The organism is Streptomyces sp. NPDC090741 (assembly GCF_044769045.1).
Taxonomy (GTDB): Bacteria; Actinomycetota; Actinomycetes; order Streptomycetales; family Streptomycetaceae; genus Streptomyces.
In genome coordinates this window covers 24,875-46,543 of the sequence record NZ_JBIVXF010000015.1, presented here as the reverse complement: position 1 = coordinate 46,543, position 21,669 = coordinate 24,875, and the positions used below count along the sequence as shown (strand labels likewise).

Sequence of the window (21,669 nt, the reverse complement as noted above, 5' to 3'; positions counted from 1 at the left end):
GCTCCGGCGTGGCCGGAGCGGCGGCGGGGTGGAATCGGGGTCAGTACCGGGTGATCGGCGCCCACTTCTTGATCACGAATCCGCTGCCCTCGTGCTCGATCTCCAGGGCGCTGTGGCCGCTGAAGTGGGCGGGGAGGACAAGGGCGCCCGTGTCAGCGGCCCAGCCGAGCAGCCTGCGGCGGGTGGTGCGGGCCTGGGCCGGGTCCTGGCAGAAGCAGCTGTTGTGGTCGGGGTGCGTGACCTGCAGGGGGGTGTGCATCAGGTCGCCGGCGAACAGGGCCCGGTCGCTGCCGGAGGTCAGCGTGACGACGCTGGATCCGGGCGTGTGGCCGGGGGCTGCCTCCAGACGCAGGCTGCCGTCGATGGTGTGGCCTTCCTCCCACAGCCGCACCTGGCCCGCGGCGTGCACGGGGGCGACGCTGTCCTCGAAGACGTTCTCGTTGACGCCGCCGGTGATGTCCGGGTTGTTCGCCGGGTTCCAGAACTCGAAGTCGGCCTTGGGCATCAGGTAGGTGGCGTTCGGGAACGTGGGTACCCAGTCGCCGTCGATCAGGCGGGTGTTCCAGCCGACGTGGTCGACGTGCAGGTGGGTGTTGACCACCAGGTCGACGTCTTCTGGCCGCACACCGGCGCGCGCGAGGTTGCCGAGGTAGTCCAGCCGCAGGTGGTCCCACGCGGCGACGGCCGGGCGGGTCTTGTCGTTGCCGACGCCGGTGTCGACCAGGATGGTCCTGCCCTCGCTGCGCAGCAGCCAGGTCTGCATCGCGACATGGACCATCGCGTCGTCGGGGCCCAGGTGGTCGGGCACGAGCACGGCACGCTGGTCCTTCCACGCCTGCTCGGGCAGGTCCGGGAAGAACTGGTCCGTGGGCATGATCGGCCCGTGCATCTCCTCGATCCGGGTGATGGTGACATCGCCCAGGGTGATCTCGTGGGTGTCCTGCATGGTGCGTCTCCGTTCGGTGCGCGGGGCTTGGAGTGCTCGGGGCGGCGTGACGGGGCGACCCGTAGCCACGGACGCGGCCGTCCGGGATGAGCCGGTGTACCTCGCCGGAACGGGTGCCCGCGACGCTCAGCGGTTCAGGTGGACGCGGAGCAGATTGGGGTCCTGGGCGGTGATATAGGCGGCGCTCGTCACGTGGACGGTGTTGCCGCGCAGGGCGATGGACGTGGGGTTCCGCAGGCCGTCGGCCTGGGTCAGCACGATGGAGTGGCTGCCGCTGGGCTGAACGAGCGCGACCTGGCCGGGGCCGTTGAGGGCGGCGAGCAGCTGGTCGCCGCGGCCGGTGAAGGCGAAGTCGTCGATGCCCGGCAGGCCGGTGGCCGCGGTCCGGACACGGCCGGCGCGACCGTCCGGGAGGACGGGGATGCGCAGTACGGTGCCCTGGTCGAGGTTGGTGGCCCAGACCGCACCGTTGTGGATCTTCAGGCCGTTGGCGCCGAGGAAGCCGGTGGAGGCCAGTTCGGGTGCGGTGGACCAGGCGGTGGGGGTACCGCCGGTGGTGGGCACGCTCCAGATGGTGCCCAGCACGGAGTCTGTGACGTAGAGGGTGCGGGTGAGCGGGTCCAGGGCCAGGCCGTTGGGCAGGCCGTCCGCGGGCAGTGCGGCGATCCGCTGCGGTTGGCCGTTGGGACGAAGCCGCCACACGCCGGTCAGGTCGGGGGTGCCGGTGGCGTACAGGAAGTACAGGGTGCCGTCGTGGGCCCGGACGATGCCGGTGGTCAGCGGGAAGCCCAGGGCCGGTGTGTGGATACCGCCGTCGGCGGGCTCGGGCAGGGTGGCGAGGATCCGGGTGGTGCCGTTGGGGGAGACCTTGGCGATCTGGCGGGCTTTGGCGAAGGTGACGTACACGGCGCCGCCCGATGCCGGGGCGAGGTTCTCCGGCGTCTGCCCCTTGGACAGGTCGAAATGCGCGGCGATCCGCGCGCTGCTCAGGGGGGCGGACTCGGCCGATGCCGATGCCGATGCCGATGCCGATGCCGACGCCGACGCCGACGCCGACGCCGGAGCGAGCGCTGCGGCAGCCGCCGCCGCGACAAGGACGGCTGCCGGCACAGCAGACCTGGAGAGCTTCTTGAACATGGTTCCTCCACTGGTTTTCGGGCATGCGGCAGCGATACGCCGACGCACGGGTTGGGTGGGACGGGCCAGTTCGGGGGCCGTGCGGCCCCGGGACCGCTCCCGGGCGGTGGCCGGTCGTCGGCCGTACCGGGTGGGGACGGGTGCCCGCCGCTGTCGGCGGAGCGCCCGGTGACGTGGTGCGAGGTCAGGCAGTGGCGGCCCGGGGCCCCCTCCGCGCCGGGTCGGGCGCGCCGGTGTCCTGGGTTGCGGCCCGGGCGAGCAGGGCCAGCGCGGCCCGCGAGGGCGAGCCCGCCTCCGTGGTGGCAACCACCGTGTGGGGGCCCGGCCCGTGGCTCAGGGTCTGCTGAACGACGGCCAGCGGGCCGACCAGCGGGTGCCGCATCTCATAGGTGGCGACGGTGCACGCCTTGACCCGGTGGTCGGTCCACATCGAGGAGAACTCCGGACTCTTGGCGCTCAGTTCACCCAGCAGTGCGTGCAGCGCGGTGTCCTGCGGGTACTGGGCCGCCACCAGGCGCAGGTTCCCCACCACTGCCCTGGCCTTGCTCGGCCAGTCCGCGTACAGGTCGCGGGTATGACAGTCGAGGAACACCAGTCTGGCCATGTTGGGACGCTGCCCCGACAGGTCCGGGGCGGCACGGTCCAGGTGCCCGGCGAACAGCGCGTGACCCAGGCGGTTCCACGCCAGCACGTCACTGCGCCGGCCGAGCACGATCGCGGGAACGTCCGCCAGCACGTCCAGCAACTGAGCCGTCGCCTCCGTCACACGCTCCGGCGCGGGCCGCCGGCCCCGCGTGCGATGCCTGTCCGCCCGGACCAGGTCGTGCAGGTACCGCCGTTCGGACTCGTCCAGCCGCAGAGCCCCGGCGATCGCGTCCAGCACCTCGGACGACGCGCTCAGCGAGTGCCCCTGTTCCAGCCGGGTGTAGTAGGAGGCGCTCACCCCCGCCAGCAGCGCCAACTCCTCGCGCCGAAGACCCGGCACACGCCGACGCTCCCCATAGGTGGGCACCCCGACGTCCTCCGGACGCAGCTGGGAGCGCCGCGCCTGAAGGAAGTCCCCGAGCTGCGATTTTCCGGTCATGGATCCGAGTATGGGCCGACTCGAAACGCACAGCCTGCCCCAGCTGTGGATAGGCACCAGCGGGTCTGGCTCCACGGCAGGACTGGTGATGACGTGGGTGTCGCCGACCCGGCACCATCCCGCACGCACCCAGGAGGACGCCTTGAGCGCCACCACCAGCGAACACGACGGCTTCGAGGCTCTGGACGCAACGGCCTTCGCCTTCACCCGACGCGCATGGGTCGATGCCGCACCCGCCCGGGTCTATGACCTGGTCAGCGACGTGTCCGCGATCGGCCGCTGGAGCCCCAACGCGACCGACGTTACGTTCGACCAGGGCGCCGGCCCTCGGGTCGGCGCCTGGTTCAGCGGCCGCAATCGGAAGGACGACAGGCAATGGACCACCCGCTCCCAGGTCGTACGAGCCGACCCCGGCAACGCCTTCACCTTCGTGGTCGGCGGCGCCGAGGACGGCATCGTGCGGTGGAGCTGGACCTTCCGCCCCCAGGGACGCGGAACCGTCGTCGAGCAGTCCTGGCAACTCCTCCGCCTCGACCCGGTGCTGGGCACCACCCGCGGCGATCTCGACACACTCCGCGACTACATGACGAACAGCGTCGAAGCCACCCTGATCTCCCTCGCCCAATGGATCGCCGAAGAGTGAGCTTTCCGGGTGTGGCCTCGTCGGCGATGACCTCTGCTGAGCAGCGTGGCGCACTCATTCGGTGGGTGGGTGAGCGATCCGAGTACGGGCATACGCTGCGTGCGTTTCTGGCTGCCGTCGGCTGCGCCGCCCTGAGGCCGTCAGAGGCCGCAGGGCTTCGCGTCCGGCGCTGGCGTGAACGGACCGCTCCAGTGATCAGATAAGGCGCCTGCCGGGCAAAAGCCCAGGGCAGGCGCCTTATTTGCGTGGGCCGAGAGCTGGTCCGGAAATGGTCCGGCTCTTGGCCCGGGCGGGGAGGGGGGAGAGGCGGGACGTTCTGGGAGTGATCGGCACTGGACGGCCCCGGAGTCCTAGCCTAGACACCAGGGAGCAAGTAACCCGTCGGTAGGTTCTGGGGCCCGTTTCCCGGTGGTGGGACGCCTCGTTGGGCCATCCGGGTGAATGCCCGGGAGGCCGACGACAAGGGGCGGGTGTGCGGCAGGAGTGGTCGCCGGAAGAGCTGCTGGCGAGCTGGACCCTGGTGGACGGCGACTGGAAGCTCGTGGCCAACAAGTCCGGGCCGACCAGGCTCGGCTTCTGCCTGATGTTGAAGTTCTTCGAGATCGAGGCGCGGTTCCCGGAGTTCATCGAGGAGTTCCCCCAGCCCGCGGTGGAGTACGTCTCGGGTCTGGTGAAGGTGCCGGCGGCGGAGCTGGCGAAGTACGACCTGGCGGGCGCGAAGCGGCACCGCAAGCAGATCCGCGAGGCCCTGGGGTTTCGGCCGCCGACGCTCGTCGACGAGGAGTCGCTGACTGCGTGGCTGGCCGCGGAGGTATGCCCGGTCGAACTGGTGGAGGACCGGCAGCGCGAGGCCCTGCTGGTGGAGTGCCGTACGCGGAAGATCGAGCCGCCGGGCCCGACCCGTATTGAGAAGGTCCTGGTCGCGGCGCGGGGCAGGTGGGAGCGGGCGTTCTGTGCCCGGACCATTGAGCGTCTGGGCGCGGTGGGCAGGGCCCGGCTGTTGGCGCTGGTGGCCGAGGGGAACGATGAGGGCACCGCGCTGCTGGCCGCGCTCAAGCGCGACCCGGGAGCTGTCGGTCTGGACGCCCTGTTGATGGAGATCGTCAAGCTCACGTCGGTGCGGGAACTCGGGCTTCCGAAGCGGTTGTTCGCGGACTGCTCGGAGAAGCTGGTGGCCGCGTGGAGGGCGCGGGCGATCAAGATGTATCCCTCGGGCTTCCGCGACACGGCGGAGGACGCGCGGGTCACGTTGCTCGCGGCGCTGTGTTCGTCGAGGCAGGCGGAGATCACCGATGCCCTGGTCGACCTGCTGATCGCTCTGGTCCACAAGATCAACGCTCGTGCTGAGCGGCGGGTGGAGAAGCAGCTCACGGCGGAGCTGAGGAAGGTCCGGGGCAAGGAGGGGATCCTCTTCAAGCTGGCGGAGGCCGCGGTCGGAGAGCCGGACGAGGTCGTACGGCGGGCGCTGTATCCGGTGGTCGAGGAGAAGACGGTCAAGGACCTGGTAGCCGAGGCGAAGGCGAACGAGAAGGTCTTCAAGGCGAAGGTCCGCACCACGCTGCGCTCCTCCTACAGCTCGTACTACCGGCAGATGCTGCCGCCGCTGCTGAACACGCTGGGCTTCAAGTGCAACAACACCGCCTACCAGCCGGTGATGGACGCCATGAAGCTGCTGAAGAAGTACGCCGATGTCGACGGCAAGACCCGCTTCTACGACACCGCCGAGGACGAGCCGCCGATGGACGGCGTGGTGCGCAGGGACAAGCGCCTCGACCTGGGGTTGCCCACTGCCGTGCCCCCCACCCCCGCACTACCCCCTCCGCTCGAATCGACCACGGAGCCACGATGAAGGACTTCGCCGACCGCACCGACCCCCGGATGAACGAGGCCGCGTGGCGCGCCCTCGACCTGACGCGCGCCTACGTCGCACGCGACCGCACCGCGATCGTCGAGCACCTCGCGGACCTGGAGGAGGACCAGCTGACGGTCGCCGGAGGCGTGCTCATCACGATGTACAACGACACCCGCGAGGTCCTGCGGAACACCGGGCGCCCGCACAATCCGGCGACCGTGGTGCGCGAGGTCGACGCGGTGGCCCGGTTCGCGCCGACCGAACACGAGTTCGCCGTCACCACGGCCGTCCGGCGCAAGGTCTTCGGCCTCGCCACCGCAGACGTCCGTCTCGCTTGACCTCTTGCGCGTCAGTCCGGCAGCCAGTGCAGCTCGTGCGCCAGGGTTTTGGCGACGGCACGGATGCGGCGGTGTAGTGGCGACTGCTCGCGTGGGAGGACCAGGTGGATCGTCAGGCTGGGCGCGCCCCGCAGCGGTCGCCAGGTGAGACCGGCCGGTTGTGCCGTGACCGCGGCTTCTCCGGCCGGGGCGAGGGTGACCCCGTCGCGCAGGTCGCGCTGAGACATGTCGAAAGAGACTGCGGGCGTGTGGAATCGGGGGTGTGGTCGGGTGTCTCGGAACAGTGCGGACAGCTGATCGTGGATCACGGGGTTGGCCGCACGGTCCGGGAGTCGCAGCGGATACGCGGCCGCGTCGGCGATCTCGATCTCCGGGTGTTCGGCCAGCGGATGGTGCTGCGCCAGCTGGACCCCGATGCGCGCACGCCGCAGCAGGAACCGGCGCACGCCACGGCCCGGCTGTTCACCGCGGGTGATCCCGGCATCGATGCGGCCGTCGGCGACCGCGGGGGAGATCTCCGGTGTCGCCATCGGGACCGCGCCGACCTCGAGTCCGCTGTTGCCGCGAATCAGCCTGTCCACCAGGGCCGGTGCCGTCTCGGCCCCGGCGCTGAGGCTGTATCCGATGCGCAGCGTGCCCAGTTCACCGGCCGCCGCGCTCCGGGCGGTGTCCCATGCCCGGTCCAGCGCCGCCAGCGCGGGCGGCGCTGATTCCGCCAAAGCCGCACCGGCCGTGGTCAATACGACGCTACGCGTGTTGCGGACCAGCAGGGCCGTACCGAGTTCCGCCTCCAATCGGCGCATCCGGGCGCTGAGTGCGGGCTGTGCGATACCGATCCGTGCGGCCGCGCGGGTGAAGTTCAACTCCTGCGCCAGTACCAGGAAGTACCGCAGGCTGACCGTATCCGGTGCCATGTGGCCTCCCTGCCGATTGATAACGATCCGTTCTGAGTCTATCCCGTATTGATCTTTCCCCCGACCCCACGTCAAGCCCTAACCTGCGCATATGACGATTCAACTGACCGCGGTCCTGGACATCGCACTCACGCAGCCCGCCGACTCTGATCTGGACGGAGGTCGTCATGCATAAGTTGGTGGTCCTGTATTCCAAGCCCGCCGACCCTGACCACTTCCGCGACTACTACGTGACCAACCACCTTCCACTGGTCATGAATTGGCCCGGCCTGCTTGCGTGGCGCTACAGCTTCGACGTGGCGGCGACCAAGGGAGAAGCGCCGTATTTCGCGGTCTTCGAAGGCGACTTCGCTGACGCCGCCGCCATGGCCGCGGCGCGGGCGTCGCCGCAAGGCCAGCGGGTGGCCGCCGATGTCGCCAACTACGCCACCGGCGGTGCGGTCGTCATCCACTATCCGGTGCAGGACGGCACCGGCTGAGGCAGGACGGTACGCTCCGGGATGCGTTCGGTCGGCCGTTGCGGCCAGGTCCGGCTATCGGCGGACGCCGTTCGCGGTTGCCGGTTCGTTGAGCGTCAAAGGTGGGCCGATGTCCTGGCCGGATGTCACGGTGGTTGATGCGTGCGTGCGGCGCGACGGCCGGGGCGGTAGCCCCACGGCCGTCACCGACGACGACCCGGCGGCGACGGACGCGGACCGGCTTGCGGTCGCTGCTGCGGCCGGCACCTCGCACGCGGCGTTCCTCGGCCCGGGGCGGACGCCGGACGGTGGCTGGCCGGTCCGGTTCTTCACCGCCACCGCCGAACTGTCCGGCTGCGGCCACGGCACCGTTGCCGCGCAGGCCGTCCGGTTGACCCGCACCGCGCTGGGCGAGCTGAACGACCGCCAACACACCGGCGGGCGCACGTTCGACACCGTCGCGATCCGCCGCCCCGCCGGCATCGAGGTGTGGTTCGACCAGGGCCTCGTCGCGCTGCGTCACCCGGCACCGGACGAGCGCGCCGCGATCGTCGCCGCGCTCGGGCTCACCGCGGACGACCCGCATCCGACCGACGTGCCACGGATCGCCGCGCCCGGCGCACCACGCATGCTGGTACCGGTCCACGACCGGTCGGCGCTGCTCCGAGTCCACCCACACCTCGGCAAGCTGACAGCGGCGTGCCAGCGGTACGGGCTCCTCGGCTGTTTCGTGTACGTACCGCCGGTGGGCGACCGACCGGGTGCGGCGCGGATGTTCGCGCCGGCGATCGGTGTCGACGAGGACGTCGCCAACGCCAACAGCACCGGCTGCCTGGCCGCCCACCTGCTCGACACGACAGGGGCGCAGACGGTCGCGATCGAGGTGGAGCAGGGCGACACCCTCGGTCGACCGGCCAGCGTGCTCGCTTCGGCCCGACGCGGGCCGGCGGGCATCACGACCCGGGTCGGCGGGTTGGCGGTGGTCCGCGACGGACACTGAGGCGACGACTGGACCGTCCTCTTCTGCGACCCGCGCATGGGGCTGGGGCTGTCCGCTGCGGTTAAGCGTTGGCACCCGGTGGCGGGCGTCAGCGGGACGCGGTGTCGAGGGCGCGGCTGAGTGTCCATCGGGAGACGCGCAGCTTGGCGGCGACGGCGGTTCGGGTTTGTCCGGCGCCGAGCAGGATGAGGGGATGAGGGCGTCGGTGATCTGTTCGGAGGTCAGGGCGCGAGGACGGCCGCCGACGCGGCCTCGGGCGCGGGCGGCGTCGAGGCCTTCGCGGGTGCCTTTGACGATCTGCTGACGTCGGAACTTGGCGATGGCGGCGAACACGCTCCACCCGCGCCACCATGCGCCCCGAGCTGGACGCCGCCGTGAAACTCGCCGGGGAGATCCGGGCGTCCGGCGTTGCCGTCACGCTCGTCGTGCACGAGCACAAGCGGCTCGGCCGCGGCATCGAACTGGCCATGCTCGCCGAGGAGCTGATGGCGAGCGATGTCGGCCTGGAGTTCCTCACTGGGGAGCTCAAGGGCTCACACGACCCCTCCGGGATCGTCTTCACCGTGCTCGCTGCGATGTCCGGCATGGAACGCGAGTACATCCGGGACCGCACCCTCGAAGGCCACGAGTCCGCCCGCAAGCGCGGCAAGACCATTGGCGGCGCGGGCGTCACCGACGACGACATGCTGTTCACCGCCCTGCGCCTACGTGACGAGGAGTTGAGCCTGCGCGACATCGCGGCCCGGCTCGTCATCTCCAAGGGCGCGAAGAAGGGTCAGCACCCCTCGCCCGCCACCGTCCTGCGCATGCTGCGCATGCTGCGCGAACATGATGAACAAGTCGCCACGGCCGCGAATGCCTGAGCCGCCAAAGCTACCGGCGGGTTACTTGTTCCCTGGTGTCTGGGCTAGGACTTCGGGGCCTGGACTGGCCGTCAGCCGAGCGCCGCACCTCGGGTTGGTCCGCCGCTGTACCGCCAACCCTCCTATGGTCGGTGGCCATCACAGAGCCATCCGGCCGCGTAGAAGCGTGCGGGTGCTCCGCAACTCTCAGTCTTAGCCGACTCATACGGTACCGAGGGCGAGGCACGATTCCTGGACCGTTCGAGGACGCGGTCGTGGACGGTCGAAGAACACGTCAGCCCACCCGGAGACCGACCGCCAGCGTCAGTTCGAGAACCCGGTGCGGCGACTCGAGATCCGGAAACAGCTCCCGCAGCTGCGACACCCGGTACCGGACGGTTTGGGGATGGACGAACAACGCCGCCGCCACCTCGTCCCGCCTGCCCTGGTGCAGCAGCCACGCCCGCAACGTCTCCTCGAGCCGCCGCGCGGTCGCGGCCCGCAAGGTCCGCAACGGTGCGAGGGCTCGGGCACGCAGGTCAGCGAACGCGTCCGCGTCGGCGCTCAGTACCAGCTCGGGCAGGTGGTCCTCGGTGTCGCGGATGTCGGAGGAGAGGGAGCGCGCGCGTACGGCTCGTGCGTACGAGGCGGACGCACGCGTCCACGGCCGGGCCGGGCCGACCACGGCGGTGCGGTCGGGCAGCTGCCTCAGGAGACGTGCTCGGTCGGCATCGGGGACGAGCAGCACGCCGGAGGCGTCCGGCAGATCGTCGAGGACAAGGGTGCCCGGGTCGAGCGCGCGGTAGGCCGGCCGGGCCTGGGCGGCGGGCAGCAGGACTGCGGTCAGCGAAACCGGCGGCTGCCACCCGGCCCGCCCAGCAGCGGCAAGGAGCACGTCCGGGCTCGCGCCGGATAGGAGGTCGCGGGCCAGTTGTTCCAGGTGGCGCTCGTGGGCCCGGCCCCGCGCGGCCAGTTCGTCGGCGTGGCCCGCGGCGCTCGCGGCGGAGAGCTCGTCGATGTAGGCGAAGGTCAGCTCGGCGAACTTGGCGACCTGGGCGGCGGGCAGACCTGCGGGTACGGCACGTGCGGCCAGGCCTCGCCAGGCCACGCGGGCGCCGACCCGGTAGGCGCTGAGCAGGGCGTCCATCGAACGGCCGTCGCGGACCTCGCCGCGGCCCAGCTCGTAGGCCGCGTCGCCGGCGTCGCCGCCCGTGGCGTTCCCGCTCGCGAGGTCAAGGTAGAGGCCCAGGGCGGTGCGGACGGCTCGGCGGATGGTGGCGCCCATGCGGCCCGAAAGGGCGTTGGCGTAGGGCGGGACCTCGTCGATGATCGCCTGGACGACCTCGTCGGCGGTGGTCCTCAGCGCGGCCCGAAGCGCGGTGACCGTCGTCTCATCCAGGACCAGTTCGCTGGCCCTCCGGACTGCATGGCTCACGTTTTTGTTCCCTGCGAACAATTCAACCGATCAGATTCACGTCCTGCGGACAGGACTTTACCCTCTGAAGTACATCAAGCTGGGGTCATGACGAGTGCAGCCCTCCGCAGTAGGGCGTGGAAACTGCTGGAGATGGTCACGACGCCGCTGCTGCCGTCGGACTACCTCGACCTGGTCAGCCCGCTGCGTGCGGGCGGCGACCTGCGGGGGCGCATCGAGGCCGTGCACCCCGAGACCGGTGACGCCGCGACCATCGTGATCAGGCCGGGACGGGGCTGGCGCGGCCACACAGCCGGTCAGTACGTGCGGATCGGGGTCGACGTCGACGGGGTGCGCCTGTGGCGTGCCTACTCGGTCACCTCGCCGACAAACCGCGGGGACGGCCGGATCACGATCACCGTGAAGGCGATCCCGGACGGCAAGGTCAGCAACCACCTGGTCCGCAGGGCGGAACCGGGCACGCTGATCCAGCTCGACCAGGCGACCGGTGACTTCGTGCTGCCGGAGGCCAAGCCCGCCAAGGTGCTCTACCTGACGGCCGGCAGCGGCATCACGCCGGTGATGGGCATGCTGCGCGACATCGAGTTCGACGACGTCGTCATGGTCCACTCCGCACCGCAGCCGCACGACGTGATCTTCCGCAACGACCTGCACGACCTGGTCGCGGACAAGAAGCTGCGTCTCACCGAGCTGCACACCGACACGGACGGCATGCTCGACATCGCCCGTCTCGGCGAACTCGTCCCCGACTGGGCCGAGCGCGAGACCTGGGCGTGCGGGCCCGCGGGCCTGCTCGACGCCGCCGAGGACCACTGGACCGAGCACGGCGTCCCAGAGCGCCTGCACACCGAACGCTTCCGCCCCAGCATCGTCGTCGGCGGCGACGGTGGCGAGGTCACGTTCAGCACCACCGGCAAGACCGTCGACGCGGACGGCGCCACGCCGTTGCTGGACGTCGGCGAGGAGGCCGGCGTACTCATGCCGTCCGGGTGCCGCATGGGCATCTGCTTCGGCTGCGTCACGCCGCTCAGGTCGGGCGCCGTCCGCGACCTGCGCACCGGCGAGATCACCGAAGCCGAGCCGGGCGTCCTCATCCAGACCTGCGTGTCCGCCGCGGCGGGCCCCTGCGACATCGAACGGTAGGAGCACCTTGACCGCCATCGACCCCACCGCCCACCTGACCGCGGAGCAGATCGAGGAGCTCGGCCGCGAGCTGGACGCGATCCGCGACGAGGTGATCGCCAGCCGCGGCGAGAAGGACGCCGCCTACATCCGCAAGGTCATCTCGGCACAGCGCAGACTCGAGCTGGTCAGCAGGGGCGTCCTGCTGTTCTCGATCTTCCCGCCCGCGTGGCTGATCGGCACCGCCGGTCTGTCCGTGGCGAAGATCATGGAGAACATGGAGATCGGCCACAACGTCCTGCACGGTCAGTGGGACTGGATGCGGGACCCGAAGATCCACTCCACCACCTGGGACTGGGATCACGTCTCGCCGGCCGAGCAGTGGAAGCATTCGCACAACGAGCTGCACCACACGTACACCAACGTGATCGGCAAGGACAACGACCTCGGCTACGGCATCATGCGCGTCGACGAGGACCAGAAGTGGCACCCGTTCCACCTCGGTCAGCCGCTGTGGAACTTCATCAACGCCTGCTTCTTCGAGTACGGCATCGCCGCCTACGACCTGGAACTCGGCAGGAACCTGCACAGGCGCCGCCGCAAGAACCCGGAGTTCCGCGCGCGGGCCAGGGCCGTGGGTCGCAAGATCCGCAAGCAGGTGCTCAAGGACTACGTGATCCACCCGCTCCTTTCGGGCCCGTCGTTCCTCACCACGCTCGCCGCCACGTTCACCGCGAGCCTGGTCCGCAACATCTGGTCCCATTCGGTGATCATGTGCGGGCACTTCCCCGAGGGCGTGCAGGTATTCGAGCGCCGGTCGATCAAGGGCGAGACGCGCGGCCAGTGGTACCTGCGCCAGATGATGGGCTCGGCGAACATCAGCGGCAGCAAGGCCATGCACTTCATGACCGGCAACCTGTCGCACCAGATCGAGCACCACCTGTTCCCGGACCTGCCGAGCAACCGGTACGCCGAGGTCGCGGTGAAGGTGCGCGCCTTGTTCGAGAAGTACGAGCTGAAGTACGTCACCGGGCCGCTGCCCAAGCAGGTGTACTCCGCGTGGCACAAGGTCTTCCGGCTCTCGCTGCCGAACAAGAAGCCCAAGGTCACGACGCCGGACCGCGAGCGGGAGCTCGCCGCGGCCTGATTCCCGGTACTGGTTCAGACCATTCGGCCGTACCGACGGCACCGCCGGTTTGTGCGACATCCCGCGAGTTCTCCTAAGGCCCGCTGAGTGACCGAGGCTGTGGCCAGGGGCTTCTTCCCCCTTCGGGTACTCCGTTCGGCTGTGACGCAACTTCGGGATTTCTGAAGCGCTCTCAGCTCGTGCGACCGATTTGCGGTCCGGTCGAGGCAGGGAGGCACGGGTTGTCGGCGCTGGCGGTGGTAAGGGACCTGCGCGACCACTTCGGGCTCGACGAGAAGACCGCCATGCGCTGTGCGGACTCGGCACGGTGCCTCCTGGAAACCAGTGCCGAGTCGTTGAACGCTGAGGACCTGGTCGGCAGGCGCCTGCTGAGGGTGACGACGTCATGGCACCACTACCAGAAGGCCGAGCCCTCTTTCCTGCACATGTGGTTGCACATGGACGGTCTTGGCCCCATCCGCTTCCACACACCGGGACGGATTGTCCTTGGAGATCGACCAGCCCCACGGCCGCTACGACATGGACGAATACGGTCACACTACGGTCGAGGGGCCCGCGAACGGCCCTTGGGGGACCACTCTCTTGCGGAGGGCTGACTTGGCCTCATCACCGTCGGAGCGTCGACTCCCCGAGGCCCGGCCGGCCCGCCCGAGACCTGACCGCGCCGTGTTGCCGGCGAGCTGACGGCGAGGCTGGTCAAGAGGGGCTGAGGCCCTCGTGGTCCCACTGCCCGAGCAGCACCTCTGCGGGGAGCGCGCTGCCGTCGGGAGCAAGGCGCTGGACCGGCATATCGGGGGAGGCGCATGCAAGCAGTTGTTCGGCGACGAGGTGGGGAACGAGCAAGGCGGTGGTGCCCGCCTTTCGGTTCATCGCCACCTGGTAGGTGGCGATGGCTGATGCCTCCCACAGGGTGAGGGGGTCGCGTTCCGGCTCGCTGTGGAGGGTTCGGGGGAGGGCGGGTGCCTTGACGGCCATCAGCTGCCACGGGGCGCTGGCGGGGCGGTCGGCTTCTTCGCGTGCCTGGCGGATCCAGTCGGCGGTGAGCTGGCGGAACGCGGCGTGGGCTTCGGGCTTCCCCTTGCGGCGGCGCCCGAAGGCGTCGCTGACGACGGTGTACACCGAGAAGTCCTGATCTTCCAGGCGCTGCCAGGACCAGGTGGCTCGGCGACTCCACTCGTACCACGCTCTCCGGAAGGTCTTCTCCGCTTCCGCTCCCAACCCGGCGAATCTGGGATCGCCGGAGAACTGCGGCGTGGGCAGGACGCGTACGGCCGCCGCCTCCAGTAGGCGGGCCGGCTGTACGAGGGCCGCGAAGGCCCGACGCTCTGCGTCGAGGACGGCGGTGAGGCGACTCTGCAGCCCGTCGGCCCACGGGGCGAGGAACGGGTACTCGGCTACTGCTTCGTTGCTCCTTGTCAGGTAGGAGTGCAGTCGGCGCCAGTGCGAGTGGCGTCCGGAGCGGAAGTTGCGGGCGCGGTCGTAGCGTTCCCGTTCCTCGTCGCGCCCGGCCTCGTCGACTTCCTCTTCCGCGTCGCGGGCGTCATCGGCGTGGGGCGGGTAATCGCCGGTGGAGAGGGCGATGGCGGCGTCACGCCCGGCCTCGATGTCCTCCTCGTCCCTGGGCTCCCTGTCGAGCCAGATGGCGAGAGCGTCCACCTCGCTCACCGCTGCGCCGAGCGGCAGGATCGGGCTGTCCGTGGACAGAGGCCACCGGCAGTTCGCACAGAGCCGTTCGACGGCTTCGCCGAATGGAGCGTCGATCTGGTTCACGGAGGCGGCAGACCGTAGCGTGCGGCGCTCGGGGCTTCCGTGGAGCTTGCCCTTGCCCGTTGCCGAGGCGTGGCAGGTGATGAGGATGTCCCGGGTCGGTCCCAGGGGAACCTGGTCCCCTCCACTCTGGGGTGAGTTGACGTACCAGGCCAGGCGCACGGCCGCCGTCGCGATGGTCGTGCGGACCATGTCATGAAAGCGGTGGGGCACGAAGGGCGTGCCCACGCCCACGGCGCACGCTGCAGAGTCGAGCCGTCCCGCTACGTCGTGCCACCACTCGTGTCAGAGGGTGGTCGCCTGCCTCACTCCGGGCGGGAGTCTGGTCCGTGACTGGTCCGGAAGGCGCGACTGAGCGGCTCCGTTCCGCACTTAGCGTTATGGCTCAGTGTCGGTGGGTGACGCTCCGGAGCTGACTTCAGGAGGGTAATTTCCCTTCCGGGAGCTCGACTTGGAGCTCTAGAAGAAGCCCAGCTTCTTCGGGGAGTAGGACACCAGCAGATTCTTCGTCTGCTGGTAGTGCTCCAGCATCATCTTGTGGGTCTCGCGGCCGATGCCCGACTGCTTGTAGCCGCCGAAGGCGGCGTGGGCCGGGTAGGCGTGGTAGCAGTTCGTCCAGACGCGGCCCGCCTGGATCGCGCGGCCCGCGCGGTACGCGGTGTTGATGTCGCGGGTCCAGACGCCCGCGCCCAGCCCGTACGCCGTGTCGTTGGCGATCCGGACGGCGTCGTCGAAGTCCTGGAACGAGGTCACGGACACCACCGGGCCGAAGATCTCCTCCTGGAAGATCCGCATCCGGTTGTCTCCCTCGAAGATGGTCGGCTGCACGTAGAAGCCGCCCGCGAGTTCACCGTCCTGCTCGATGCGCCGGCCGCCCGTCAGGATCTTCGCGCCCTCCTTCTGGCCGATCTCCACGTACGACAGGACCTTCCGCAACTGTTCCTCGGACGCCTGCGCGCCGATCATCGTGTCCGTGTCCAACGGGTGCCCCGGCACGATCAGTTCGGTACGGGCCACGGCCGCGTCGAGGAAGTCCCCGTACCGGCCCCGCTCGATCAGCGCGCGCGAGGGGCTCGTGCACACCTCGCCCTGGTTCAGGGCGAACATGGTGAACCCCTCCAGCGCCTTGTCGCGCAGATCGTCGTCGGTGGTCCAGATGTCGTCGAAGAAGAGGTTGGGGCTCTTGCCGCCGAGTTCGAGGGTGACGGGCTTGAGGTGCTCCGCCGCGTACTGCATGATCAGCCGCCCGGTGGACGTCTCTCCGGTGAACGCGATCTTCGCCACGCGTGGGCTGGACGCCAGCGGCTTGCCCGCCTCCTCGCCGAAGCCGTTGACGATGTTCACCACACCCGGCGGCAGCAGGTCCGCCACCAGGCTCAGCCAGTAGTGGACCGAGGCCGGGGTCTGCTCGGCCGGCTTCAGCACCACCGTGTTCCCGGCCGCCAGCGCGGGAGCCAGCTTCCACACCGCCATCAGGATCGGGAAGTTCCACGGAATGATCTGCCCGACCACGCCCAGCGGTTCGTGGAAGTGGTAGGCGACGGTGTCGTCGTCGAGCTGGCTCAGCGCCCCCTCCTGGGCGCGCAGCGCACCTGCGAAATAGCGGAACTGGTCGATGGCCAGCGGCATGTCGGCGGCGAGGGTCTCCCGGACCGGCTTGCCGTTCTCCCAGGTCTCCGCGACCGCCAGGGCCTCCAGGTTCTGCTCCATCCGGTCCGCGATGCGCAGCAGGATCGTGGACCGCTCGGCGACCGAGGTGCGACCCCAGGCGGGCGCCGCCGCGTGCGCCGCGTCGAGCGCCCGCTCCACGTCCTCGGCCGTGCCGCGCGCGACCTCCGTGAAGATCTGGCCGTTGACGGGGGAGGGGTTGGCGAAGTAGGCGCCGAGGGCGGGCTCGACGTACTCGCCGCCGATGAAGTGGCCGTACCGGGACGCGTACGACATGAGCGCGCCTTGGGTACCGGGCGCAGCGTAACGGGCCATGGGTTCCTCCCCTTGCCGGGCGCCGGCCGCCGTCGGACAGCGCTCGGGAGGAGGCTAGGAGCGGGCAGGTTGCGGATACGTTGCACGCCGCGGGGGCGGAGTCGGCTCCGGGCGTACGAGGGCGGGTTCGGCGCCGAGTTCCTCGTCGAGGTCCCGTACGCGGGCCAGCGCGGCCGGGCGACCCTCCGGCGGCAGCGCTCCGGCCAGCGCCCGCCACACCGCCGCGTCGTCCGCGCCCCACGGAGTGCACACCCAGTCGGTCAGCAGCCCCGCGTCCGCCCGGGCGATCACCGCGGCCCGTGCCTGGCCCTCGATCCGGCGCCGCAGCCGGACGATGCCCGGCGCGGTCGAGCCGGGGAGCAGCGGGCCCGCGTAGTGGTGGAGGGCCGCCGACACGGCGCCGGCCGCCAGGTGGCGGGTCACGACGGTGAAGTCCGCCTCCAGCGGCGCCGCCGTACGGTACGGGCGGGAGAGCGGGGCGCGGTCCCCCAACAGCCCGCGCAGCCGTGACATTTCGGCGCGCAGGGTCACCGGTGACACCGACTCGTCCTCGTACAGCGCGATCGCCAGTTCCTCGCCCGACAGGCCCGCCGGGTGGTGCGCGAGGAGCGCCATGATCTCGCTGTGCCGCCTCCCCAGGCGGACCCTGGCACCCCCGCCGGCCAGCAGCGCCTCGTCCCGGCCGAGGGCGCCGAGGGTGTCCCCGGCGGCCGGCGGGACCGGGTCCAGCAGCGCCAGCTGGGCCTCTGCGGCGCGGGCCACCGCCTGAACGAAGGCGAGGGAGTGCGGATGGGCCAGGCCGTCCCCGCCGGTGATGTCCACCGCGCCGAGCAGCCGGCCGGTCCGGGGATCGCGTACCGGGGCCGCCGCGCACGTCCAGGGGTGGACCCGGCGGCTGAAGTGCTCGGCCCCGAAGACCTGGACCGGCTCCCCGACGGCGACCGCCGTGCCGGGCGCATTGGTGCCCATCGCCGTCTCCGCCCAGCGGGCGCCCGGCACGAAGCCGAGCCCCTCCGCCCGCCGCAGCGTGGCCGACTCGCCCTCCACCCAGAGCAGGCTGCCCCGCGCGTCGCACACCGCCAGCAGATGGGCCCCGTGCGCCGCGAACGCCCCCACGAGATCCCGGAACACCGGCATCACCCGGGCCAGGGGGTGCTGTGCCCGGTACGACCGAAGGTCCGCCTCCGCCAGCTCCACCCGGGGCGTGCACTCCGGGCTGACCCGGGCCCGGGCGCACCGCCGCCAGGAATTCGCGATCACCGCCCGGACCGGAGCCTCGACCCGCCCGTCCTGCGTGAACGCGCTGTGCGCCCGGCGCAGTACGCGCGTGCGCTCGGCGGGATCGGCCCCGCCCGGCAGTGCCACCGACGGATCGTCCATTCACCCTCCCGTGGTGCCGCGGTACCCGGAGCGCCCCCATCGTCGTGCGGGTACCGGGTCCCGACAAGCGCCGCGTCGGCCACACGGCACCCGAAATGCCGCCACGGCGTGGCCGCGGCGTCGCGCACGGTGGCCGCCGCGTGGTCCGGACCGGACGTGGACGCGGCACGGACGGGGCAGCCCGGGCCGGGAGGCGTACGGCGTCTTCGCCAGGAGGGGGCGGTCGGGAACGCGTGGTCGCGGCGGTGCGTTGAGGGGGTAGTGGACGACGACAGGTGGAGGTGTCCGCAGATGTCCAAGCGCGGCAAGGTCGCGGTTGCCGGAGTCGCGGCAGCCATCGTGTTGTTCTGGACGGTCGGGTTCTGGGCGGGACTGCTGGTCCTGATCGGTGTGCCGGCGGCCGCCTACCTACTGCTGGATTCCTCCCAGCGGCGTCGCCTGCGGGGTATATCCAGGAAGCAGCTGGGCCGCTGAGGCGCGGCCAGGCCGTCTCTTTCGGATCTTGCCCGACCCGCGTCCGAACGAGACGACCTACGAACGAGACGACCTAGTAGTAGCCGCGCATCAGCGTCGTGGCCCACTGGGGCTGGCGCAGTTCGCCATGCGGGCCGAACTCGGCCATGTACGGCTTAAGGTCCAGGACCGGGGTGCCGTCCACTGCGTCGAGGCCCTCCACGTGCACGTCCAGGCCGTCCACCTTCAGGATCCGGCACCGGGAGACGCCCAGCCGGTTCGGCCTGTTCTTGCCGCGCTGGGCGAAGATGCCGACCAGCGGCCAGTCGGGGTTGCCCCGGGGGTGACGCGCGCCCGTCTCGATCCTCTCCACCGGGACCCGGTCGAAGTGGTAGACGACCTCCAGGTGCGAGAACTCCGCCAGCCCGTACAGGGACTCCGGGCCGAACCGCCCGGCGTCCAGGCGGATCAGGGCCGTCTCCCGCCCCCAGTCGTCGTCGACCGCCTCCGCGCGGCCGCCGACCACCACGGCCACCAGGTCCGATTCCACCAGCACAGCGTCTCTCCTACGGTTCAGGCCGGGCGTACGGCGACGTGGTCCAGGGCCGCGAGCAGCTCCGGCAGTTTCGGCAGGCCGAGATCGGGATCCCCGTCGCGGGGGACCGTGAGGACCTCGCTCGGCTCCTCGTCGAGCAGTACGAAGGCCGTGTCGCCGGTGCGCGCCACCAGCGACCACCCGGGGCCGTCCACCCGCAGTGTCCGGACCCCCTCGCCCGCGAACGAGGACCGGACCCGGCCGGGCGGCGGCGCGCTCCGCGTGTACTCCAGGGCCTCCCGGAGCGCCCGCGCGAGCCCGGGGTGCGCCGCGGCCGCCGAGCCACCGTCCGTCGCGACCCGCTCGTGCCAGTCCGTCCACTCCCGGGCGATCTGGTCCGCGCCCATCCGCCGCTGCACCGGCCCCCACGCCTCGGCGGACGGCGGTGCCAGCGGCACCCGCCCCGTGCCGTCGGCGCCCTGCTCCGGGTCGTGCGGCTCCGGGATGCCCGGCGCCGCCACCGACAGGGCCAGCGGCCAGCCCGCCAGCGAGACCACGATCGACCGCTCGTCGGGCGACAGGTCGTACTCCATGCCGCAGTCCCAGGAGGCGATCGCCATGGCCACGAGCGAGACGTCGTCCACGACGACCGTCCAGCGCGCGCCCTCCTCGTCCTGGCCGAGCACCAGCCCGTATCCCTGCGCCGCCGGCTTCACACCCAGCAGCGAGCAGGCCTCCGGGAAATCGTCGCCCAGGATGCTCGGAAACTGCGCGGGGGTCAGCAGCACGGCGGTGAGCACATAGAGCGAACCGCCCCCCTCCTCGTCGGTCACGTGGCCTCCCGGTCGCTCTCTCGTCGGCGCACCCTAACCAGCGGGTAACCCCCGCGTCGAGAGCCTGCGGCCGTCGATTTCCAAGCCCGCCACCTGCACGTAGAGTTGGCCACCCGCCACAGAAAGGGACACCCGGTGCAGCGTTACGACCGGCTGAGGGAGATCCTCCGTCTGGACCCCGACAAGGACTTCCTCGCCATCTACCGGCTCACCACCACCTACGAGTTCCCCTGGGACTTCACCCGGGCCCTGGAGCTCGCCCTCCTGCGGACGTACGCCGTCCCCAGCATCGGCCGTCTGCTCGCCGAGACCTCCGAGTTCACCGACCGCCCGCAGAAGCGCTACGACGACACCTCGCTGCTCCTCGACGCCGTCGTGGAGCACGGTTTCGAGAGCGAGACCGGACGCACCGCGATCCGCCGCGTCAACCAGATGCACCGCGCCTACGACATCAGCAACGAGGACATGCGCTACGTCCTGTCCACGTTCGTGGTGATTCCGGTGCGCTGGCTGGACGCCTACGGCTGGCGCCCGCTGACCCACCACGAGCGCCGCGCCAGTGCGAACTACTACGCCGAGCTCGGCCGGCACTTGGGCATCAAGGACATCCCGGGCTCCTACGAGGAGTTCGAGGAGACCATGAACGCATACGAAGAAGCCCACTTCGGCTGGGACCAGGGCGGCCGCAAGGTCGCCGACTCCACCTTCGGCCTGATGGCCTCCTGGTACCCGGCCCCGCTCGCCCCCGCGGCGCGCGCACTGGCCCTCTCCCTCCTCGACGAGCCGCTCCTGTCCGCCTTCCGCTATGAGAGCCCCCGCCCGCAGGTCAAGCGGATGTTCCGGGGCGCCCTCAAGCTGCGCGGGCGCGCCGTCCGGCTGCTGCCGCCGCGCAAGGCCCCGCACCACGCCCGGCAGAACCCGGAGATCAAGGGCTACCCCCAGGGCTATGACGTGGGCGAGCTCGGCACGTTTCCGGTGCCCGGCTCGGGGGGATGCCCCGTACCGCATCCCCGCCGACCGGCCGGGGCCGAGGCTCAGCCTCCGGCGTGATCCGGGGCACCTCCTCGGATCCCGGGCCAGGTGCCGACGTACGAAGTGGGTGTGGGGAGGGGCCGGTCAGGCGCGGCGCAGCGCGAGCGCCAGGAAGCGGGCGTCCTCGTCGGCGTACGAGGTCATGTCCCAGCCCGAACCGGCCAGCAGCGGGCCCAGGTTGTGCTCGGCCCGCATGTCGTCCGGCGTCAGCTCGCGGCCCTGCCGCGCCGCCAGGGCCGCCCGCCCGATGGGGTGGAACAGGGCGAGCCGGCCGCCGGGGCGGACGACGCGGGCGAGCTCGCGCAGGTTCGCCTCCGGATCGGGCAGGTGCGCGATGAGCCCGGCGGCGAACACGGCGTCCAGCACCCTGTCGCGCAGCGGCAGCCGGGCCACGTCCGCGAGCAGCAGCGCGCCCTCGGCGTCCCGCCCGGCCCGCCGTGCGGCGGCGAGCATCTGCGGGGTGAGGTCCGCGCCGAGCACCGTGCCGGCGGGGCCGACGGCAGCGCGCAGCGCGGTCAGCGCCCGACCGGTCCCGCAGCCCGCGTCGAGGACGCGGTCCCCGGGGCGCAGGCCGAATTCGGCCACGGCCGCGGTGAACGCGGGCCCGTCCGCCGGGAACTTCCGGTCCCAGTCTGCGGCGCGCGTCCCGAAGAACTCCTGCACGTGCGTGTGGTCTTCGCTCATGTGGACATGATCCCCCATGGGGCTCCGTGCGGTGCGTGTGCAAGGTGGCACGTGGCGTGATCGAAGACGTACGTAGCTTTGTCA

The 21,669-nt window shown here is 70.9% G+C and carries 20 protein-coding genes and 1 pseudogene; 10 read left to right on the top strand and 11 right to left on the bottom strand.

Features of this window, described 5'->3' with window-relative positions:
* Positions 1–40: 40 nt before the first annotated feature.
* The 3 genes from ACIQU4_RS32155 to ACIQU4_RS32145 all read right to left on the bottom strand — a co-directional run bounded on the left by ACIQU4_RS32155 (position 41) and on the right by ACIQU4_RS32145 (position 3,167).
* Positions 41–946 carry an MBL fold metallo-hydrolase gene (locus tag ACIQU4_RS32155; protein WP_403738220.1) on the bottom strand — a complete coding sequence of 302 codons (906 nt, stop codon included), beginning with the start codon at positions 944–946 and terminating at the stop codon, positions 41–43.
* A gap of 126 nt (positions 947–1,072) precedes the next feature.
* A complete protein-coding gene (locus ACIQU4_RS32150) occupies positions 1,073–2,083 on the bottom strand; it encodes an SMP-30/gluconolactonase/LRE family protein (RefSeq protein WP_403738218.1) in 1,011 nt (336 codons plus the stop codon).
* A 184-nt stretch (positions 2,084–2,267) separates the two neighbouring features.
* Positions 2,268–3,167: a helix-turn-helix domain-containing protein gene (locus tag ACIQU4_RS32145; RefSeq protein ID WP_403738215.1), complete on the bottom strand. Its 900-nt coding sequence runs from the start codon at positions 3,165–3,167 to the stop codon at positions 2,268–2,270.
* Positions 3,168–3,309: 142 nt separating this feature from the next.
* On the opposite strand from ACIQU4_RS32145, the gene ACIQU4_RS32140 reads away from it, so the two are divergent.
* The 3 genes from ACIQU4_RS32140 to ACIQU4_RS32130 all read left to right on the top strand — a co-directional run bounded on the left by ACIQU4_RS32140 (position 3,310) and on the right by ACIQU4_RS32130 (position 6,000).
* Positions 3,310–3,810 carry an SRPBCC family protein gene (locus ACIQU4_RS32140; protein WP_403738212.1) on the top strand — a complete coding sequence of 167 codons (501 nt, stop codon included), beginning with the start codon at positions 3,310–3,312 and terminating at the stop codon, positions 3,808–3,810.
* 472 nt (positions 3,811–4,282) lie between these two features.
* Positions 4,283–5,659 (top strand): DUF4158 domain-containing protein, encoded by a 1,377-nt coding sequence (locus ACIQU4_RS32135; protein ID WP_403738209.1) that lies wholly within the window; start codon positions 4,283–4,285, stop codon positions 5,657–5,659.
* The gene (locus tag ACIQU4_RS32130) at positions 5,656–6,000 is read left to right on the top strand and encodes a hypothetical protein (RefSeq protein WP_403738206.1); all 345 of its coding nucleotides are present in this window, start codon (positions 5,656–5,658) and stop codon (positions 5,998–6,000) included. The genes ACIQU4_RS32135 and ACIQU4_RS32130 overlap by 4 nt, the downstream gene beginning before the upstream one ends.
* An 11-nt stretch (positions 6,001–6,011) precedes the next feature.
* On the opposite strand, the gene ACIQU4_RS32125 is transcribed toward ACIQU4_RS32130, so the two are convergent.
* On the bottom strand, positions 6,012–6,914 hold the full coding sequence (locus tag ACIQU4_RS32125) for a LysR family transcriptional regulator (RefSeq protein WP_018088627.1): 903 nt from the start codon (positions 6,912–6,914) through the stop codon (positions 6,012–6,014).
* Between the two features lie 167 nt (positions 6,915–7,081).
* Between ACIQU4_RS32125 and ACIQU4_RS32120 the strand changes: the two genes are divergently transcribed.
* The 3 genes and pseudogenes from ACIQU4_RS32120 to ACIQU4_RS32110 all read left to right on the top strand — a co-directional run.
* Positions 7,082–7,393, top strand: a complete 312-nt coding sequence (locus ACIQU4_RS32120; RefSeq protein ID WP_363163789.1) for an EthD family reductase — start codon at positions 7,082–7,084, stop codon at positions 7,391–7,393.
* Positions 7,394–7,502: 109 nt separating this feature from the next.
* Entirely contained in the window at positions 7,503–8,372 is an 870-nt protein-coding gene (locus tag ACIQU4_RS32115) for a PhzF family phenazine biosynthesis protein (RefSeq protein WP_403738201.1), read from the top strand.
* 347 nt (positions 8,373–8,719) lie between these two features.
* Positions 8,720–9,235: pseudogene (locus ACIQU4_RS32110) on the top strand (recombinase family protein); the annotation flags it as partial.
* A 274-nt stretch (positions 9,236–9,509) separates the two neighbouring features.
* On the opposite strand, the gene ACIQU4_RS32105 reads toward ACIQU4_RS32110, so the two are convergent.
* Positions 9,510–10,649, bottom strand: a complete 1,140-nt coding sequence (locus ACIQU4_RS32105) for a PucR family transcriptional regulator (protein ID WP_403738198.1) — start codon at positions 10,647–10,649, stop codon at positions 9,510–9,512.
* 87 nt (positions 10,650–10,736) lie between these two features.
* On the opposite strand from ACIQU4_RS32105, the gene ACIQU4_RS32100 reads away from it, so the two are divergent.
* The gene (locus tag ACIQU4_RS32100) at positions 10,737–11,792 is read left to right on the top strand and encodes a ferredoxin reductase (protein WP_403738196.1); all 1,056 of its coding nucleotides are present in this window, start codon (positions 10,737–10,739) and stop codon (positions 11,790–11,792) included.
* A gap of 7 nt (positions 11,793–11,799) precedes the next feature.
* Positions 11,800–12,918: a fatty acid desaturase family protein gene (locus tag ACIQU4_RS32095; RefSeq protein ID WP_403738193.1), complete on the top strand. Its 1,119-nt coding sequence runs from the start codon at positions 11,800–11,802 to the stop codon at positions 12,916–12,918.
* A 696-nt stretch (positions 12,919–13,614) separates the two neighbouring features.
* Here ACIQU4_RS32095 and ACIQU4_RS32090 read toward each other — a convergent pair.
* The 3 genes from ACIQU4_RS32090 to ACIQU4_RS32080 form a co-directional block, all read right to left on the bottom strand.
* Positions 13,615–14,877 (bottom strand): hypothetical protein, encoded by a 1,263-nt coding sequence (locus ACIQU4_RS32090; RefSeq protein ID WP_403738191.1) that lies wholly within the window; start codon positions 14,875–14,877, stop codon positions 13,615–13,617.
* A 267-nt stretch (positions 14,878–15,144) separates the two neighbouring features.
* Positions 15,145–16,668, bottom strand: a complete 1,524-nt coding sequence (locus ACIQU4_RS32085; protein WP_403738189.1) for an aldehyde dehydrogenase family protein — start codon at positions 16,666–16,668, stop codon at positions 15,145–15,147.
* A 54-nt stretch (positions 16,669–16,722) separates the two neighbouring features.
* The gene (locus tag ACIQU4_RS32080; RefSeq protein ID WP_403738186.1) at positions 16,723–18,048 is read right to left on the bottom strand and encodes a GAF domain-containing protein; all 1,326 of its coding nucleotides are present in this window, start codon (positions 18,046–18,048) and stop codon (positions 16,723–16,725) included.
* Between the two features lie 291 nt (positions 18,049–18,339).
* Here ACIQU4_RS32080 and ACIQU4_RS32075 point away from each other — a divergent pair, with 291 nt between their 5' ends.
* The gene (locus ACIQU4_RS32075) at positions 18,340–18,522 is read left to right on the top strand and encodes a hypothetical protein (RefSeq protein WP_030158088.1); all 183 of its coding nucleotides are present in this window, start codon (positions 18,340–18,342) and stop codon (positions 18,520–18,522) included.
* Between the two features lie 73 nt (positions 18,523–18,595).
* Here the strand turns inward: ACIQU4_RS32075 and ACIQU4_RS32070 are convergent, their stop codons facing one another.
* Both ACIQU4_RS32070 and ACIQU4_RS32065 read right to left on the bottom strand, forming a co-directional pair.
* Complete coding sequence (locus tag ACIQU4_RS32070; protein ID WP_403738595.1) at positions 18,596–19,051, bottom strand: SAM-dependent methyltransferase; 456 nt, start codon at positions 19,049–19,051, stop codon at positions 18,596–18,598.
* Between the two features lie 23 nt (positions 19,052–19,074).
* The gene (locus ACIQU4_RS32065) at positions 19,075–19,869 is read right to left on the bottom strand and encodes a hypothetical protein (protein ID WP_403738182.1); all 795 of its coding nucleotides are present in this window, start codon (positions 19,867–19,869) and stop codon (positions 19,075–19,077) included.
* Between the two features lie 135 nt (positions 19,870–20,004).
* On the opposite strand from ACIQU4_RS32065, the gene ACIQU4_RS32060 reads away from it, so the two are divergent.
* Entirely contained in the window at positions 20,005–20,919 is a 915-nt protein-coding gene (locus ACIQU4_RS32060; protein ID WP_403738180.1) for an oxygenase MpaB family protein, read from the top strand.
* A gap of 66 nt (positions 20,920–20,985) precedes the next feature.
* Here ACIQU4_RS32060 and ACIQU4_RS32055 read toward each other — a convergent pair whose 3' ends face one another.
* A complete protein-coding gene (locus tag ACIQU4_RS32055) occupies positions 20,986–21,585 on the bottom strand; it encodes a class I SAM-dependent methyltransferase (RefSeq protein ID WP_403738177.1) in 600 nt (199 codons plus the stop codon).
* Between the last annotated feature and the right edge of the window lie 84 nt (positions 21,586–21,669).